A 15,000-nucleotide genomic window follows, 5' to 3' on the forward strand; every position below is an offset into this window, starting at 1 on the left:
TTTGGTACAGCTTGTACAGGATAGGTAGGAGCCTGAGAAGCCGGAGCGCTAGCTTCGGTGGAGGCGTCGGTGGGATACTACCCTGGCTGTATTGAAATTCTAACCCGCGGCCCTAATCGGGCCGGGAGACAGTGTCAGGTGGGCAGTTTGACTGGGGCGGTCGCCTCCTAAAATGTAACGGAGGCGCCCAAAGGTTCCCTCAGAATGGTTGGAAATCATTCGTAGAGTGTAAAGGCACAAGGGAGCTTGACTGCGAGACCTACAAGTCGAGCAGGGACGAAAGTCGGGCTTAGTGATCCGGTGGTTCCGCATGGAAGGGCCATCGCTCAACGGATAAAAGCTACCCCGGGGATAACAGGCTTATCTCCCCCAAGAGTCCACATCGACGGGGAGGTTTGGCACCTCGATGTCGGCTCATCGCATCCTGGGGCTGTAGTCGGTCCCAAGGGTTGGGCTGTTCGCCCATTAAAGCGGTACGCGAGCTGGGTTCAGAACGTCGTGAGACAGTTCGGTCCCTATCCGTCGTGGGCGTAGGAAATTTGAGAGGAGCTGTCCTTAGTACGAGAGGACCGGGATGGACACACCGCTGGTGTACCAGTTGTCTTGCCAAAGGCATCGCTGGGTAGCTATGTGTGGACGGGATAAGTGCTGAAAGCATCTAAGCATGAAGCCCCCCTCAAGATGAGATTTCCCATAGCGCAAGCTAGTAAGATCCCTGAAAGATGATCAGGTTGATAGGTCAGAGGTGGAAGCGTGGCGACACGTGTAGCTGACTGATACTAATCGATCGAGGACTTAACCAAATTTGAAAAGCACATGCTTTACTCAGCAACTGTTACCTAGTTTTGAGAGAACAATCTCATGTCTGGTGGCGATAGCGAAGAGGTCACACCCGTTCCCATACCGAACACGGAAGTTAAGCTCTTTAGCGCCAATGGTAGTTGGGACTTTGTCCCTGTGAGAGTAGGACGTTGCCAGGCACTTGAAAAAAGACTAGCTATTTTAGCTAGTCTTTTTTGTATCCTCATTTAAGTAACAGGAAATTAAATAAGGAATCTTTTGAGCCGTAACCTCAAGGAATTCCAAGATGAATGGATAGTCTTTCGAAGAATATGTATGTAATAATTCATACCACCATTCTGTTTCATAACGTGAAATCATACTTAAATTATAAAGTAACAAGTAATGTGCCAATATTTCAGGGAAATACAAACAGCGATCTTTTTCCACCGGTGCATACAACGTGTTATTTTGAAAATTATACATAAAAGGTGAACAATTATATAAACAGCTTGAAGGATCAAGAATACGTACTTGATCTTCTAACAGAGACAAAGAAAGATGGGAGCGCTCTTTTAAAAATGAATAGAGCCTTTCGTGATTCATATGGTAACATCGTGTAACTTTTTCAGGAATAGGTAAAGAAGTTGTTGAAAGCGGTCCGATAGTTGTTAAATGAGAAAATAACTTAGTATCTAAATTTAAAAATAATGTATCTAATTCGGGTATACACGACAGCAGGTAATTCATTGTATATTTACTCCCTTCGAGTTGTTTCACATGAAACAATTCTTCTCCTACTTGTGAAAATAAACCGCTTTTTTGAATCTTAACTTCATCATCTAAAAAATCATAACTTTGTTTTTTTCTTTTTCGTGTTGATACTCCATGTGCTAGTACCGCCGTATTTTCTGGATATACTGGATTTTGTGTTAACAAACAGGCCTTTAATAGCTGTGACATTCCATAAAATAATAAAACTGGTTGAACTGACACAGGAGATTGTGCGGCAACTTGATAATAATTTTTACTGTGTTCCAGATAATAAATAAATGGGTAGCTGTTTTTAAAGCTGTGTTGCTCCGTATCGCTGTAATTCAAATTTTGGTAGCGCTTTTTTAAAAAGTTTTGTACAAAAGGGACGGAGAAAAATAAATTGTAGGACGTCCAAATATCATTAATTTTATGCAACTAAATCACCTTTTCTTTTTATTAGAATTATCTGATATCTAGTGAAGTTATTGACAGGTACATATCTGCTTGTTAATCTACTAATAATATTCTGTCGTTTAAAGGAGGATTCTATAATGTGGGAAAGCAAATTTTCTAAAGAAGGCTTAACATTTGATGACGTTTTACTGGTGCCAGCAAAATCTGAGGTATTACCTAAAGACGTTGATATGAGTGTTGAACTAACAAAAACATTAAAATTAAAGGTACCGTTCATCAGTGCAGGGATGGATACAGTTACAGAAGCTGAAATGGCTATTGCGATGGCTAGACAAGGTGGTTTAGGTATCATTCACAAAAACATGTCGATTGAACAGCAAGCAGAACAAGTTGATAAAGTAAAACGTTCCGAAAGTGGTGTTATCACGGATCCTTTCTTTTTAACTCCTGAAAATCAAGTATTTGCTGCTGAACATTTAATGGGCAAATATCGTATTTCAGGTGTTCCAATTGTCAACAACGAAGAAGAACAAAAACTAGTTGGAATCCTTACAAACCGTGACTTGCGTTTCATCCAAGATTATTCAATGCAAATTGCTGATGTAATGACAAAAGAAGAATTAGTTACTGCTCCAGTAGGAACGACTTTAGAAGAAGCAGAGAAAATTCTACAGCAATACAAAATTGAAAAGTTACCTCTTGTAGATGATAATGGCGTATTAAAAGGTCTTATCACAATTAAAGACATTGAAAAAGTAATTGAGTTTCCAAATGCAGCTAAGGACCAACAAGGTCGATTATTAGTTGGAGCAGCTGTTGGCGTAACAGCTGATTCAAATGTTCGTATCGAAAAACTAGTACAAGCTGGCGTTGACGTTATCGTTATTGATACAGCGCATGGACATTCACAAGGTGTGTTAGATACGGTACGCAGCATTCGAGAGGCATATCCAGAATTAAATATTATTGCCGGTAACGTAGCAACTGCTGAAGGTACAAAAGCATTAATTGAAGCTGGAGCAAACGTAGTAAAAGTAGGAATTGGACCTGGTTCAATTTGTACAACTCGTGTTGTAGCTGGTGTAGGTGTTCCACAAATTACAGCAGTATATGACTGTGCAACTGAAGCGCGTAAGCACGGTGTAGCTATTATTGCAGATGGCGGTATTAAATACTCTGGAGACATCGTAAAAGCACTTGCGGCTGGTGGACATACAGTAATGCTAGGAAGCCTTCTAGCAGGAACGACAGAAAGTCCTGGTGAAACAGAAATCTACCAAGGAAGACGCTTTAAAGTGTACCGTGGAATGGGCTCCGTAGGAGCTATGGAAAAAGGAAGTAAAGATCGATACTTCCAAGAAGATAATAAAAAATTAGTTCCAGAAGGTATCGAAGGTCGTTTACCTTACAAAGGACCTGTAGCAGATACTTTATATCAAATGATTGGCGGTTTACGTGCGGGAATGGGTTACTGTGGTTCAGCTAACTTAGAAGCATTACGTGAACAGGCACAATTCGTTCGTATGACTGGAGCGGGTTTAAGAGAAAGTCACCCACATGATGTACAAATTACAAAAGAATCTCCTAACTATTCTATGAGATAATCATGAATGTTTAAAAAAGACGTTTCCCTAATAGGGAAACGTCTTTTTTATGTCATTAATCATGAATGTAACAGTACTTCTTTATCTATTTTTTTAAATTTTAGTATGATAAAATTACATTTATGTGAGTTTACGTTTGGAGGGTATAGAGTGAGAAACGCATTACAGAAACAATTAATTTGTGTCATTGCTGTTATGTTAATGGCCAGCGTATTTTTTGTCTCTACACAAGCATCAGCTGCTCCTAAAACAGATGATATTGGTGTTGAAGCAGATGCAGCCATCTTAGTAGAGGCAAGTACGGGGAAAGTATTATACGGAAAAAATACGGATGCTTTATTAGGGATTGCAAGCATGACAAAAATGATGACGGAATACCTAGTATTGGAATCCATAAAAGATAAGAAATTATCTTGGGATCAGCGTGTGCCAGTTAGTAAATATGCAGCTAAAATTTCTCAGGATTATGGATTATCAAATGTACCATTAATTGAAAACCAAAAATACACGGTAAAAGAATTATATGATGCCATGGCTATTTATTCAGCTAATGGAGCTGCGATTGCTTTAGCTGAAGCCGTCAGTAGTTCTGAAGAAAACTTTATTAAGTTAATGAATGAAACAGCAAAAAAATTAAATATGGGTGAATCAAAATTTGTCAATTCTACAGGTCTTTCTAATTCCTTGTTAAAAGGAATGTATCCGAAAGGAACAAAGGAAGAAGATGAGAACCTCCTATCTGCTCGGGCAGTTGCTACTCTTGCTTATCACTTGATTCATGATTATCCAGAATCCTTAGAAGTAGCCAAAACTCCTTCTAAGATGTTTAGACAAGGGCAACAAGGCGAAACAAAAATGAACAATTGGAATAAGATGCTCCCTGGCTTTTCAGCTGCATACAGCGGCGTGGACGGCTTAAAAACTGGTCATACAGATTTTGCAGGTCAATGTTTCACTGGGACTGCAGAGCGTAACGGAGTAAGATACATAACAGTTGTAATGAATGCTAAGGAAAACGGTAAGTCTACGGAAGCTGCTCGTTTTTCTCAAACGAAAAAGATATTAGATTATGCTTTTAGTCATTTTCAGTTAAAAGAAGTAGTGCCTGCTAACGGCAAGATTAAAGGACACGAAACGATTGCTGTTGCTAAAGGAAAATCAAAAGAAGCTTCTGTTTCTCCAAAAGATTCGGTAAAGATTATTACTGAAAAAGGTCAAAAAGATCATACTAAAATCAACTTTAAGTTAAACGATAAAGTTGTCAACGATCAAAAAGTTGTAGCTCCTATTAAAAAAGGAGAAAAGGTTGCTTATGTGAGTGCAATAAACAGTAACCTTAAAGATTTGGGCTACGTAGGAGGCCAAACTACAGATAGCATGACACCGGTTGTGACAAAGGAATCTGTTGAAAAAGCTGGATGGTTCTCTCTAGCTGTTCGCAGCGTTGGCAACTTCTTTAGCAGTATTTGGATGAGCGCTGCAAATACAGTGAATAACTGGTTCTAACGATAATTTCACAGAAAAAAGAGATACTACAAGAGAGTATCTCTTTTTTTATTTTTAGATTTGTTTGTATATAATCCATAAATTAGATAGGAATTTTCCGAAAAATGCGGTAGAATAGACACTAAGTTTTGAATTTTGTATATACATTAAAAATTATTGTGAAACACTTGATACAGGAGGAAGACAAACATGAATAACATTACAGGTACTGATCGTGTAAAACGAGGAATGGCAGAAATGCAAAAAGGTGGCGTTATCATGGACGTTATCAATGCAGAGCAAGCAAAAATTGCAGAAGCAGCAGGTGCTGTTGCTGTTATGGCATTAGAACGCGTTCCAGCCGATATCCGTGCAGCAGGCGGCGTGTCTCGTATGGCAGACCCAACAATTGTTGAAGAAGTGATGAATGCTGTGTCCATTCCAGTTATGGCAAAAGCCCGTATTGGCCATATCGTTGAAGCACGCGTGCTAGAAGCGATGGGTGTAGACTACATCGACGAAAGTGAAGTGTTGACTCCAGCTGATGAGGAGTTTCATTTAAATAAAAATACATTTACGGTTCCATTTGTGTGCGGTTGTCGCGATCTTGGCGAAGCATCTCGTCGTATTGCTGAAGGAGCTGCAATGCTTCGTACAAAAGGTGAACCAGGCACGGGAAATATCGTTGAAGCAGTGCGTCATATGCGAAAAGTAAATGCTCAAGTACGTAAGGTTGTGGGCATGGACGAAGATGAGTTAATGACAGAAGCCAAGCTATTAGGCGCACCTTATGAGCTATTACTGCAAATTAAACGTGAAGGCCGTTTACCGGTTGTAAACTTTGCAGCAGGCGGTGTAGCAACGCCTGCAGATGCCGCGTTAATGATGCAGCTAGGAGCAGACGGTGTGTTCGTTGGTTCAGGAATCTTTAAATCAGACAACCCTGAAAAATTTGCGCGTGCAATTGTTGAAGCAACAACACATTATCAAGATTATGAACTTATTGCAAACTTGTCAAAAGGATTAGGAAGTGCAATGAAAGGGATTGAAATTTCATCATTATTACCAGAAAACCGCATGCAAGAGCGTGGCTGGTAATTTAAAGGGAGTTTTGACAAAATGGTAAAAGTAGGCGTGTTAGGGTTACAAGGTGCCTTTCGCGAGCATGCACAAGCATTAGAAGCAGCAGGTGCCGAAGCCATTATCATTAAAAAAGTTGAACAGCTAGACGAAGTAGATGGTTTAATCCTACCAGGCGGCGAAAGTACAGCGATGCGTCGTCTGATCGACAAGTATGACTTTATGGAACCTCTTCGCCAGTTTGCAAAAGCAGGTAAACCGGTGTTTGGTACGTGTGCAGGTTTAATTTTACTTGCAGGACAAGTCGTTGACCGTGAAGAGCCCCATTTAGGCATTATGGATATTACGGTAGCTCGCAACTCATTTGGGCGTCAACGCGATAGCTTTGAAGCTGCCCTAAACATTAAAGATATTGGTGAAGATTTTATAGGCGTATTTATCCGTGCTCCGCATATTGTAGAAGTAGGAGAAAACGTTGAAGTCTTAGCGATGCATAACGACCGAATTGTTGCAGCGAGACAAGGCCAATTCTTGGGATGTTCGTTTCATCCAGAATTAACAGATGATGCTCGCATGGCTCAGTATTTTGTAGCAATGGTTGAAGAAGCTTCAAAAAAACCTGTATAAATGAATTGCATCTTGTAAAGACTTGTAGTACATTATGATTATTAAAAATGATATTGGTATAAAGCGTTGATAGGAAATAGTAATAAGATTTTTGATTTCAAGAGAGTCGATGGCTGGTGTGAATCGATAATCAATTCTTATGAATCCATCCTGGAGCAAGCTGTCGAAAAGTAGTAGGCAGTTTCGGTTCATCCGTTATCTGGTTTAAGAGGAAGGCTTATGTTAGCTTTCAATTAGGGTGGCAACGCGGGTAAACTCTCGTCCCTTTCATGGGGATGAGAGTTTTTATTTTGCCCTTTTATACTAAAGGAGGTACTAAATATGTTAGATTTAAAATTTTTACGTGCTAATTTTAACGAAGTAAAAGAAAAGCTAAAGTTTCGGGGTGAAGACTTAACGGACTTAGGTCGCTTTGAAGAGTTAGATGCAAAACGTCGTGAGCTAATTGCTCAAACAGAAGAGTTAAAAAGTAAGCGAAATGAAGTATCACAGCAAATTGCACAATTGAAGCGCGAAAAACAAGATGCTGATCATCTAATCGTTGAAATGCGTGAAGTAGGAGACCGCGTCAAGCAATTAGATGAAGAGCTTCGTGGCGTTGAAGAAGAGTTAGAGCTATTGCTGCTTTCAATTCCTAACGTTCCACATGAAAGTACGCCTGTAGGTGAAACAGAAGATGATAACGTAGAAGTTCGCAAATGGGGAGAGATTAAACAATTTGATTTTGAACCAAAGCCGCATTGGGATTTAGGTACGGATTTAAATATTTTAGATTTTGAAAGAGCTTCGAAAGTAACGGGAAGTCGCTTTGTATTTTATAAAGGTTTAGGTGCAAGGTTAGAACGTGCTCTTATTAACTTTATGATGGATCTACATATGGATGAGCATGGCTATGAAGAAATTCTTCCTCCATATATGGTAAACCGTACGAGCATGACAGGAACAGGACAGCTTCCTAAATTTGAAGAAGATGCCTTCAAGATTAAAGAAGAAGATTATTTCCTAATTCCTACAGCTGAAGTGCCGGTTACAAATTTACACCGTGATGAAATTTTAAATGGAGATCAGCTCCCAATTGCTTATACAGCGTATAGTGCTTGCTTCCGCTCAGAAGCTGGCTCTGCAGGAAGAGATACACGTGGTCTTATTCGTCAGCATCAGTTTAATAAAGTAGAACTTGTTCGCTTTGTTAAGCCAGAAGATTCTTATGATGAATTAGAAAAATTAACGGGCCATGCTGAAAAGGTTCTTCAACTATTAGGTTTACCTTACCGAGTTCTAAGCATGTGTACAGCTGATTTAGGTTTCACAGCGGCTAAAAAGTATGATATTGAAGTTTGGATTCCAAGTTATGAAACGTACCGTGAAATTTCTTCTTGTTCAAACTTTGAAAGCTTCCAAGCTCGCCGTGCTAATATTCGCTTCCGCCGCGATACAAAAGCAAAACCAGAACATGTTCATACACTAAACGGTTCTGGCTTAGCAATTGGCCGTACAGTAGCTGCAATTTTAGAAAACTACCAGCAGGAAGATGGATCAATTCAAATTCCAGAAGTGCTGCGTCCATATATGGGAAACAAAGAATTTATTTCTAAATAAAACTAAAAGATGTTCATTAAGAATTCCTCTTAATGAACATCTTCTTTTTCAAAAAAAATAAAAGAGTTGACTTTATCATTTGTATATGATAAATTGATACTTGTCGATACGGAGGAATACCCAAGTCCGGCTGAAGGGATCGGTCTTGAAAACCGACAGGGGTGTTAAAGCCCGCGGGGGTTCGAATCCCTCTTCCTCCGCCATATTTGACTTATAATGCAATTAACATAGCGCGATAAATTGGAGATTGGAAAACCGTTACTTATAAGTAACGGTTTTTTATTTGTTAAAAATGCCGCTTTATCTATTAAAGCGGCATTTTTTTATAGATGACGACGTTTTAACTTTTCATTATGCTGTAAAAAACGAGCAACTTTTTCAACAATTGATTCAATTGAATCAGGATCCTTAATAAGGTCATATTCTCTAATGTCTAAACGGAGAATAGGACAAGCCGTAAAGTTATTAATCCAGTCTTCGTACCGAGCGTGCATCTCTTTCCAGTAATCAAGAGGCGTTTGTTGTTCCATTGGTCGCCCTCTTTCTTGAATGCGATCTACAATATCTTCAAAGCTACCCTCTAAATAAATTAAGAGGTCTGGATGCGGAAAATAGGGAGTCATAACCATTGCATCAAACAAGCTTGTATATGTCTCATAGTCTACTTTAGACATCGTTCCTTTTTCAAAATGCATCTTAGCAAAAATACCAGTATCTTCGTAAATGGATCTGTCTTGGATGAAGCCACCGCCATACTCAAAAATCTTCTTTTGTTCTTTAAAGCGTTCTGCTAGAAAATATACTTGTAGATGAAAGCTCCAACGTTCAAAATCCCCATAAAATTTGTCTAAGTAAGGGTTGGAATCTACTTTTTCAAATGATGTGCGAAATTGAAGAGCATCAGCCAATGATTGAGTCATCGTAGATTTCCCAACTCCAACTGTACCCGCTATCGTCAACACAGCATCATTAGGAATGTTGTATTTCGATCGTAAATTTACCATTACATACTCCTTTTTAACGTACTCTCTTGAACCTCTGATAAGATTCTATTTAAGTGTTGTTTATTTTGTACAAAATCTATTTCATCACCGTTATAACGCAAAATAGTTACATCAGGGTTATTTTGTTCAAACGCCGTCATAGCTTTTTCATAATCATCACTTAGCCTTGCAAGGTAGTGAGGATCGATGTTTCGTTCAATTTCTCTTCCTCGCATTTTAATGCGCTTTAACAATGTATCTAAACTCGCATTTAAATAAATAATAATATTTGGGGCTGGCATATCAGCCGTTAAGATATGAAAAATCTGTACATACTTTTTATACTGTTCATCTTTTAACGTTTGCTCAGCGAAAATCATGTTTTTCATAATATGATAATCTGCTACAACAGGTTTTTTATAAGATAAGAACCCTTTTTGAATATCCTCCAACTGCTTGTATCGATTGCATAGAAAAAACATTTCGGTTTGAAAACTCCACTCGTCGATATTCTCATAAAATTTCCCGAGAAATGGATTTTCATCTACGATTTCTTTTAAAAGTTCGAATTGAAATGCTTGTGCAATCTCTTTAGCTAGAGAGGTTTTTCCAACACCTATGGGTCCTTCTACTGAAATAAAAGGTGTGCCTTGCATTCATTTGCCTCCTTCATGACCACTCGTTCAAAAAAAACAGACAAAAAATATTTTAACATAGAGAAGGAGAATAAGGGGGAAAGAAATTTCTTTCAGCAAGAAGAATAATAAAAAGCTTACTGTTAACAGTAAGCTTTCCCTATTTATTGCTGTGTCAGTCTTTTTGTGATTTTGAAGTTGTCTTCAATTAAGAGCCAATTTTGCGGAAAATCTAAGCCTAGTTTCCAGTAGGCCATTCCTCTAAGATTTAATTCTTTAATTAAATCAAACTTGGCCTGAATAGACCTTGCATCTTCAAACCATACTTCGTGGGTGCGCTGCTGTTCATCTTTATACCGGAAGAAAGGAGCTTGTGCCTTATTATCGTATTGAATAGCTACTTTATATCGAGCTGCCAACTCAATAGCTCGTTGAGGACTAAGGGCTTTGGCATATTCTCCCCCTGGCTTGTAAGGAAGTGTCCAATCGTAACCGTATAGGTTTTGGCCCATAATAATTTTTGAACTAGGTATTTCAGATACCGCATATTCTAAAACATCACGTACAGGACCAATAGGAGAAACGGCCATGGGAGGTCCGCCGCTATATCCCCATTCATATGTCATCGGAACAACGAAGTTAGCAATCTCTCCAATTGCCTTATAATCATGTGCTTCATACCATTTGCCTTTTTGATCTCGACTTGTCTTGGGAGCTAAAGCGACTGACAAAAGAAGCTGTTCATCTTGAAGGCGCTTTTTTGCTTTTTGTAAAAAAGCAATATAGGCGTCTTTATCTGCCGGACGTAAAAATTCAAAGTCAAAGTGGATGTCTCTGAAATTTTGTTCTTTCGCTGTTTTTACAATATTATTTAAGAGCCTATCTTGAACGTCTTTATTATTTAAAATTGCTCGGCCGACTTCGTCACTGAATGCACCATTTTCAATATTAGCTAATACCATTAAGAAAATAACGTCATTTTCTTTAGCAATAGAACTTAAATTATTGAGGGGAGGTGCCTTTAGCGAACCATCTTTTTGCACTTCGAAGTTCGCTGGTCCGAGATAGGTAAGGTATTTTGCATTTTGATTAATCATTTTTTCTGTCTGAGGAGTGATTTTTCGATTACTTGTTTCAACATACCCTAAAAACTCACCGTTTCTTTTGTTTGGGGAAGGAGGAATTAAAATGCGGCGGCCGGGTGTTAAGGGTGCTGTAACCGAAACGTTGTTCGCATTGGCAATAGCCTGATAGCTAACGCCTAATTTTCTTCCTATCTTCCATATAGTGTCCCCAGCTTTTACTGTGTAGTAAGTACCGTTGATTGGAATAACCATAGATTGGCCAATGACCAGTTGATTGGAATTAGATAATTCATTTGCTCTTATAATTTTTCCTGCTTCAATGCGAAACTGCTTTGCGATACTATATATACTGTCACCTGCTTTAACAGTGTAAATTTGCATAATAAAAAGCCTCCATTTCATATGACTTACTTTCATCATATGAGAAGGCTTTTTACTTAATTCATCAACTCAGTATGTTTGCAAATACGAGCATTTAATACGTTATGCATCATCCTTAAGGCAAAGGTATTGTCCTCATCCGCGTTTGAAGCAATACAATCTTCAGGAACAATTAAGTTATATTCACGCATGTAAGCATCGTTAGCTGAAAAAAGTACGCATATATTTCCCGCAATTCCTGTTAAAATAAGTGTATGCACATCAAGCTGTGATAGCAAGATATTTAGAGCTGTGCCATAGAAGATAGAGTGCTTTGGTTTAATTAAAAAGTAATCAGCGTTTTGTGGTGAAATGTGATGTAGAACGGGTGAACTTATCTCATTTGTGCAGTGTGTTAAAATGGTTTCTAAGTTCGCTTGCCATAGCTTATAGTGGTCATTGACATAGATAATAGGGATATGTTGAGACGAGGCATACTGTTTTAATTTAGCAATGTTTTGAGCAATTGTTAAAGATTTTTCAGCAAGTACTTTTCCATTGTTAAATTGAAAGTCGTTTAGCATATCAATAATAATTAAAGCAGTTTTAGCGTTCTTCACACACAGTCTCTCCTTTTCCTGATGTACATAGTAAATAGTTTGACTCAGAAAAAATATAATATGTAAGGTTGGATAAAAAGTGTTAAATGATGAAAAGTATATGAGGTTGGCAATTGATGAAGCATTAAAAGCCAAAGATAAATTAGAAGTTCCAATTGGAGCAGTTATTGTTCAAGATGATGAGGTGATTGCTTCAGCTTATAATTTACGAGAAACAGAGCAGCGAGCAGTGGCTCATGCGGAACTTTTAGTAATTGATGAAGCTTGTAAGAAACTAGGGACATGGAGATTGGAAGATGCTACGTTATATGTCACCTTAGAACCATGTCCGATGTGTGCAGGTGCTATTGTATTATCAAGAGTGAAAAGAGTTGTGTTTGGCGCTTATGATCCTAAAGGTGGCTGTGCGGGAACATTGTTAAACTTATTGGAGTTTGAAAAGTTTAATCATCAAGCAGAAGTAGTAGGAGGTATGCTAGAAGAAGAATGCGGAAGCCTCTTAACGACCTTCTTTCGTGAGTTGCGTCAACGAAAAAAGGCTGGGAAATAGCGCTAAAAAAGTAAGTTTTCTATAGCGGTTGCATTTTTGAATAAAAAGACGTATACTTGTAAATGCATCAACTTGATGCCCAAACTATTGGTTTCAACTTTGCCGTGCTAAGCGGGGAGGTAGCGGTGCCCTGTACTCGCAATCCGCTCTAGCGAGGCCGAATTCCTTCTTGAGGTTAGCTCATCTTAGGGCCTGCCTTAAGTAAGTGGTGTTGACGTTTGGGTCCTATGCAATGGGAATCTGTGAACCCTGTCAGGTCCGGAAGGAAGCAGCAGTAAGCAGAACCTCTCATGTGCCATGGGGTCGCCTGAACCGAGCTAACTGCTTAAGTAACGCCTGGGGTGGCTAATCGACGGAAGGTGCACGGCAGTTATATACATAAGTTTAGTCTACTCTGTTGGAGTAGGCTTTTTATTTTATCTCTTACTATTTTGAAAAAAAACCTCATAATACGCTATAATGATAACTAATGAATTATATTAAAAGGAGAGGATGAAGTGGCATATCAGGCTCTGTACCGTGTATACCGTCCTCAAAGCTTTAACGACGTAGTCGGTCAACAACATATTATCAAAACACTTCAAAATGCCCTTGTCCAAGAAAAGTTTTCGCATGCGTACTTATTTTCTGGGCCTCGAGGGACAGGAAAGACAACAGCTGCTAAAATTTTAGCGAAAGCCGTTAACTGTGAAAAGGCACCCATTGCCGAACCCTGTAATGAATGTGCAACTTGTCGGGGAATTACTGATGGTTCCATTTCTGATGTAATTGAAATTGATGCAGCTTCTAATAATGGAGTCGATGAAATTCGAGATATTCGTGATAAAGTAAAATATGCACCTAGTGCTGTTCGATACAAAGTTTACATTATTGATGAAGTTCATATGCTTTCAATTGGAGCTTTTAACGCTTTATTAAAAACGTTAGAAGAACCTCCTGCACATGTCATCTTTATTTTAGCTACAACAGAGCCGCATAAAATTCCATTAACGATTATCTCTAGATGTCAGCGCTTTGATTTCAAACGCATTTCACCAGAAGATATCGTATATCGAATGAAGGAAGTATTAGGGTCTGAAGAGCTAGAAGTAAGCGAGGATGCTCTTTATGAAATTGCTAAAGCTTCAGAAGGCGGCATGCGTGATGCACTTAGTCTTTTAGACCAAGCCATCTCGTATAGTACGGAGAAGGTGAGTTTAGAGGATGTTCTATCTATAACAGGGGCAGTCTCACAGGCTTTTATTGTGAAAATTGTCCAAGCTATCTTTGACGAGAATATTGTAGAAGCGCTAGATTCCGTGGAAAGTTTGATAAAGAATGGAAAAGACCCAGCGAGGTTTGTAGAGGACCTCATCTTCTATTATCGTGATGTTCTGCTTTATCAAGCTTCAGAAGAAAATGTATATTTACTTGAAAAAGCAGCGGTTAATGAAGAGTTTAAAGAGCTTAGTTCAAAAATGGATAGTGCCTTTATTTATAAAGTCATTGCTGAATTAAACCAAACTCAGCAAGAGATGAAATGGAGTAATCATCCTCGAGTGTTACTTGAAGTAGCTTTAGTAAAATTAGCTCAAAGTTCTACAAGTCAAGACGGTACTCTTCCGTATCAAGACATTTTGCAGAAAATGAATCAGATGGAAGCAGAACTGCAGCAGCTAAAAGAAAAAGGTATTCAAGTTGATCATACAACTCAGGCAGCGCAAATAGATAAAAAACAGACAAGACAGGCAAGAAGTCAGTACAAAACACCTGTTGGGAAGGTAAATGAAGTTTTAAAAAATGCCACTCGGCAGAATTTAGAAACGATTAAGCGATCTTGGGCGCAAGTGTTAGACACATTAAAACAACAAAATAAAGCTTCACATGCAGCTTTGCTATCTAACAGTGAACCGGTTGCTTCTTCAGATCAATCATTTATACTTAAATTCAAATATGAGATTCATTGCAAAATGGCTTCTGAAAATAACAACAATGTACGTGATAATTTAGAGAATATCTTATATACTTTAATTGGCAGCAAGCGTGAAATGGTTGCAATTCCAGAAAGCGAATGGGATAAAATAAGAGAAGAGTTTCTTCAAGGACAGCAAAGTGATGGATCATCGAATCAACCACGGGAGGAAGACCCTGTTGTTGCAGAAGCGAAAAAGCTATTTGGAGAAGACTTAATCGAAATTCAAGAGTAAATTTAGGAGGAATGTTTGTATGATGAAAGGCATGGGTAATATGCAAAAGATGATGAAACAAATGCAAAAAATGCAAAAAGATATGCAAAAAGCGCAGGAAGAGTTAGCTGAAAAAACTGTTGAAGGTACAGCTGGTGGTGGAATGGTAACAGTTGTGGTTAATGGTCAGAAACAAGTAATTGATGTAAATATTAAAGAAGATGTAGTAGATCCTGAAGATATTGAAATGCTACAAG

General features: G+C 38.6%; 13 protein-coding genes, 1 tRNA gene, 2 rRNA genes, 1 other RNA gene and 1 other annotated feature (1 of these 18 only partly in view). Of the genes, 12 read left to right on the plus strand and 5 right to left on the minus strand.

Going from position 1 to position 15,000, the window contains the following annotated elements; all coding sequences use genetic code 11:
* Positions 1 to 803, plus strand: a 23S ribosomal RNA gene (locus ACLHDF_RS26560); the annotation flags it as partial.
* A gap of 61 nt (positions 804 to 864) precedes the next feature.
* Positions 865 to 980, plus strand: a 5S ribosomal RNA gene (gene rrf, locus ACLHDF_RS26565).
* A 22-nt stretch (positions 981 to 1,002) separates the two neighbouring features.
* Here the strand turns inward: rrf and ACLHDF_RS26570 are convergent.
* Complete coding sequence (locus ACLHDF_RS26570) at positions 1,003 to 1,971, minus strand: YaaC family protein (protein WP_413921538.1); 969 nt, start codon at positions 1,969 to 1,971, stop codon at positions 1,003 to 1,005.
* A 116-nt stretch (positions 1,972 to 2,087) separates the two neighbouring features.
* On the opposite strand from ACLHDF_RS26570, the gene guaB reads away from it, so the two are divergent.
* From guaB to ACLHDF_RS26600, 6 genes are all read left to right on the plus strand, one after another.
* Complete coding sequence (guaB, locus tag ACLHDF_RS26575) at positions 2,088 to 3,554, plus strand: IMP dehydrogenase (RefSeq protein WP_413921539.1); 1,467 nt, start codon at positions 2,088 to 2,090, stop codon at positions 3,552 to 3,554.
* A gap of 150 nt (positions 3,555 to 3,704) precedes the next feature.
* Positions 3,705 to 5,060 (plus strand): serine hydrolase, encoded by a 1,356-nt coding sequence (locus ACLHDF_RS26580; RefSeq protein ID WP_413921540.1) that lies wholly within the window; start codon positions 3,705 to 3,707, stop codon positions 5,058 to 5,060.
* Between the two features lie 189 nt (positions 5,061 to 5,249).
* Entirely contained in the window at positions 5,250 to 6,137 is an 888-nt protein-coding gene (gene pdxS / locus ACLHDF_RS26585; protein ID WP_413921541.1) for a pyridoxal 5'-phosphate synthase lyase subunit PdxS, read from the plus strand.
* Positions 6,138 to 6,158: 21 nt separating this feature from the next.
* The gene (gene pdxT, locus ACLHDF_RS26590) at positions 6,159 to 6,746 is read left to right on the plus strand and encodes a pyridoxal 5'-phosphate synthase glutaminase subunit PdxT (protein WP_413921542.1); all 588 of its coding nucleotides are present in this window, start codon (positions 6,159 to 6,161) and stop codon (positions 6,744 to 6,746) included.
* Positions 6,747 to 6,803: 57 nt separating this feature from the next.
* Positions 6,804 to 7,015: a binding site (T-box leader), on the plus strand.
* Between the two features lie 52 nt (positions 7,016 to 7,067).
* Positions 7,068 to 8,345 (plus strand): serine--tRNA ligase, encoded by a 1,278-nt coding sequence (serS, locus tag ACLHDF_RS26595; RefSeq protein WP_413921543.1) that lies wholly within the window; start codon positions 7,068 to 7,070, stop codon positions 8,343 to 8,345.
* A 110-nt stretch (positions 8,346 to 8,455) separates the two neighbouring features.
* A tRNA-Ser gene (locus tag ACLHDF_RS26600) sits at positions 8,456 to 8,548 on the plus strand.
* Between the two features lie 120 nt (positions 8,549 to 8,668).
* Here ACLHDF_RS26600 and ACLHDF_RS26605 read toward each other — a convergent pair.
* The 4 genes from ACLHDF_RS26605 to ACLHDF_RS26620 all read right to left on the minus strand — a co-directional run bounded on the left by ACLHDF_RS26605 (position 8,669) and on the right by ACLHDF_RS26620 (position 12,028).
* Positions 8,669 to 9,349 carry a deoxynucleoside kinase gene (locus ACLHDF_RS26605; protein ID WP_013054832.1) on the minus strand — a complete coding sequence of 227 codons (681 nt, stop codon included), beginning with the start codon at positions 9,347 to 9,349 and terminating at the stop codon, positions 8,669 to 8,671.
* Entirely contained in the window at positions 9,349 to 9,984 is a 636-nt protein-coding gene (locus ACLHDF_RS26610) for a deoxynucleoside kinase (protein WP_413921544.1), read from the minus strand. The genes ACLHDF_RS26605 and ACLHDF_RS26610 overlap by 1 nt, the downstream gene beginning before the upstream one ends.
* A gap of 143 nt (positions 9,985 to 10,127) precedes the next feature.
* Positions 10,128 to 11,429: a LysM peptidoglycan-binding domain-containing protein gene (locus ACLHDF_RS26615; RefSeq protein ID WP_413921545.1), complete on the minus strand. Its 1,302-nt coding sequence runs from the start codon at positions 11,427 to 11,429 to the stop codon at positions 10,128 to 10,130.
* Positions 11,430 to 11,485: 56 nt separating this feature from the next.
* Positions 11,486 to 12,028, minus strand: coding sequence for an isochorismatase family cysteine hydrolase (locus ACLHDF_RS26620; protein WP_413921546.1), 543 nt, complete (start codon positions 12,026 to 12,028; stop codon positions 11,486 to 11,488).
* A 79-nt stretch (positions 12,029 to 12,107) separates the two neighbouring features.
* Here ACLHDF_RS26620 and tadA point away from each other — a divergent pair, with 79 nt between their 5' ends.
* The 4 genes from tadA to ACLHDF_RS26640 all read left to right on the plus strand — a co-directional run.
* Positions 12,108 to 12,578, plus strand: coding sequence for a tRNA adenosine(34) deaminase TadA (gene tadA, locus ACLHDF_RS26625; protein WP_413921547.1), 471 nt, complete (start codon positions 12,108 to 12,110; stop codon positions 12,576 to 12,578).
* Positions 12,579 to 12,680: 102 nt separating this feature from the next.
* Positions 12,681 to 12,945, plus strand: an RNA gene (gene ffs, locus ACLHDF_RS26630) — signal recognition particle sRNA large type.
* A 130-nt stretch (positions 12,946 to 13,075) separates the two neighbouring features.
* Complete coding sequence (gene dnaX, locus ACLHDF_RS26635; RefSeq protein ID WP_413921548.1) at positions 13,076 to 14,764, plus strand: DNA polymerase III subunit gamma/tau; 1,689 nt, start codon at positions 13,076 to 13,078, stop codon at positions 14,762 to 14,764.
* Between the two features lie 19 nt (positions 14,765 to 14,783).
* Positions 14,784 to 15,000: the 5' portion of a YbaB/EbfC family nucleoid-associated protein gene (locus tag ACLHDF_RS26640; RefSeq protein WP_013081327.1), read on the plus strand. The gene runs 104 nt beyond the window's last position; only the first 217 of its 321 coding nucleotides appear in the window; it begins with the start codon at positions 14,784 to 14,786; its stop codon lies beyond the right edge, outside the window.

The organism is Priestia megaterium, assembly GCF_046599315.1.
Taxonomy (GTDB): Bacteria; Bacillota; Bacilli; order Bacillales; family Bacillaceae_H; genus Priestia; species Priestia megaterium_F.

Excerpts from the sequence above, each read along its gene's own strand:
- ACLHDF_RS26615 (WP_413921545.1), bottom strand. The coding sequence starts at position 11,429 with ATGCAAATTTACACTGTTAAAGCAGGTGACAGTATATATAGTATCGCA.
- ACLHDF_RS26605 (WP_013054832.1), bottom strand. The coding sequence starts at position 9,349 with ATGGTAAATTTACGATCGAAATACAACATTCCTAATGATGCTGTGTTG.
- serS (WP_413921543.1), top strand. The coding sequence starts at position 7,068 with ATGTTAGATTTAAAATTTTTACGTGCTAATTTTAACGAAGTAAAAGAA.
- pdxT (WP_413921542.1), top strand. The coding sequence starts at position 6,159 with ATGGTAAAAGTAGGCGTGTTAGGGTTACAAGGTGCCTTTCGCGAGCAT.
- pdxS (WP_413921541.1), top strand. The coding sequence starts at position 5,250 with ATGAATAACATTACAGGTACTGATCGTGTAAAACGAGGAATGGCAGAA.
- guaB (WP_413921539.1), top strand. The coding sequence starts at position 2,088 with ATGTGGGAAAGCAAATTTTCTAAAGAAGGCTTAACATTTGATGACGTT.
- ACLHDF_RS26610 (WP_413921544.1), bottom strand. The coding sequence starts at position 9,984 with ATGCAAGGCACACCTTTTATTTCAGTAGAAGGACCCATAGGTGTTGGA.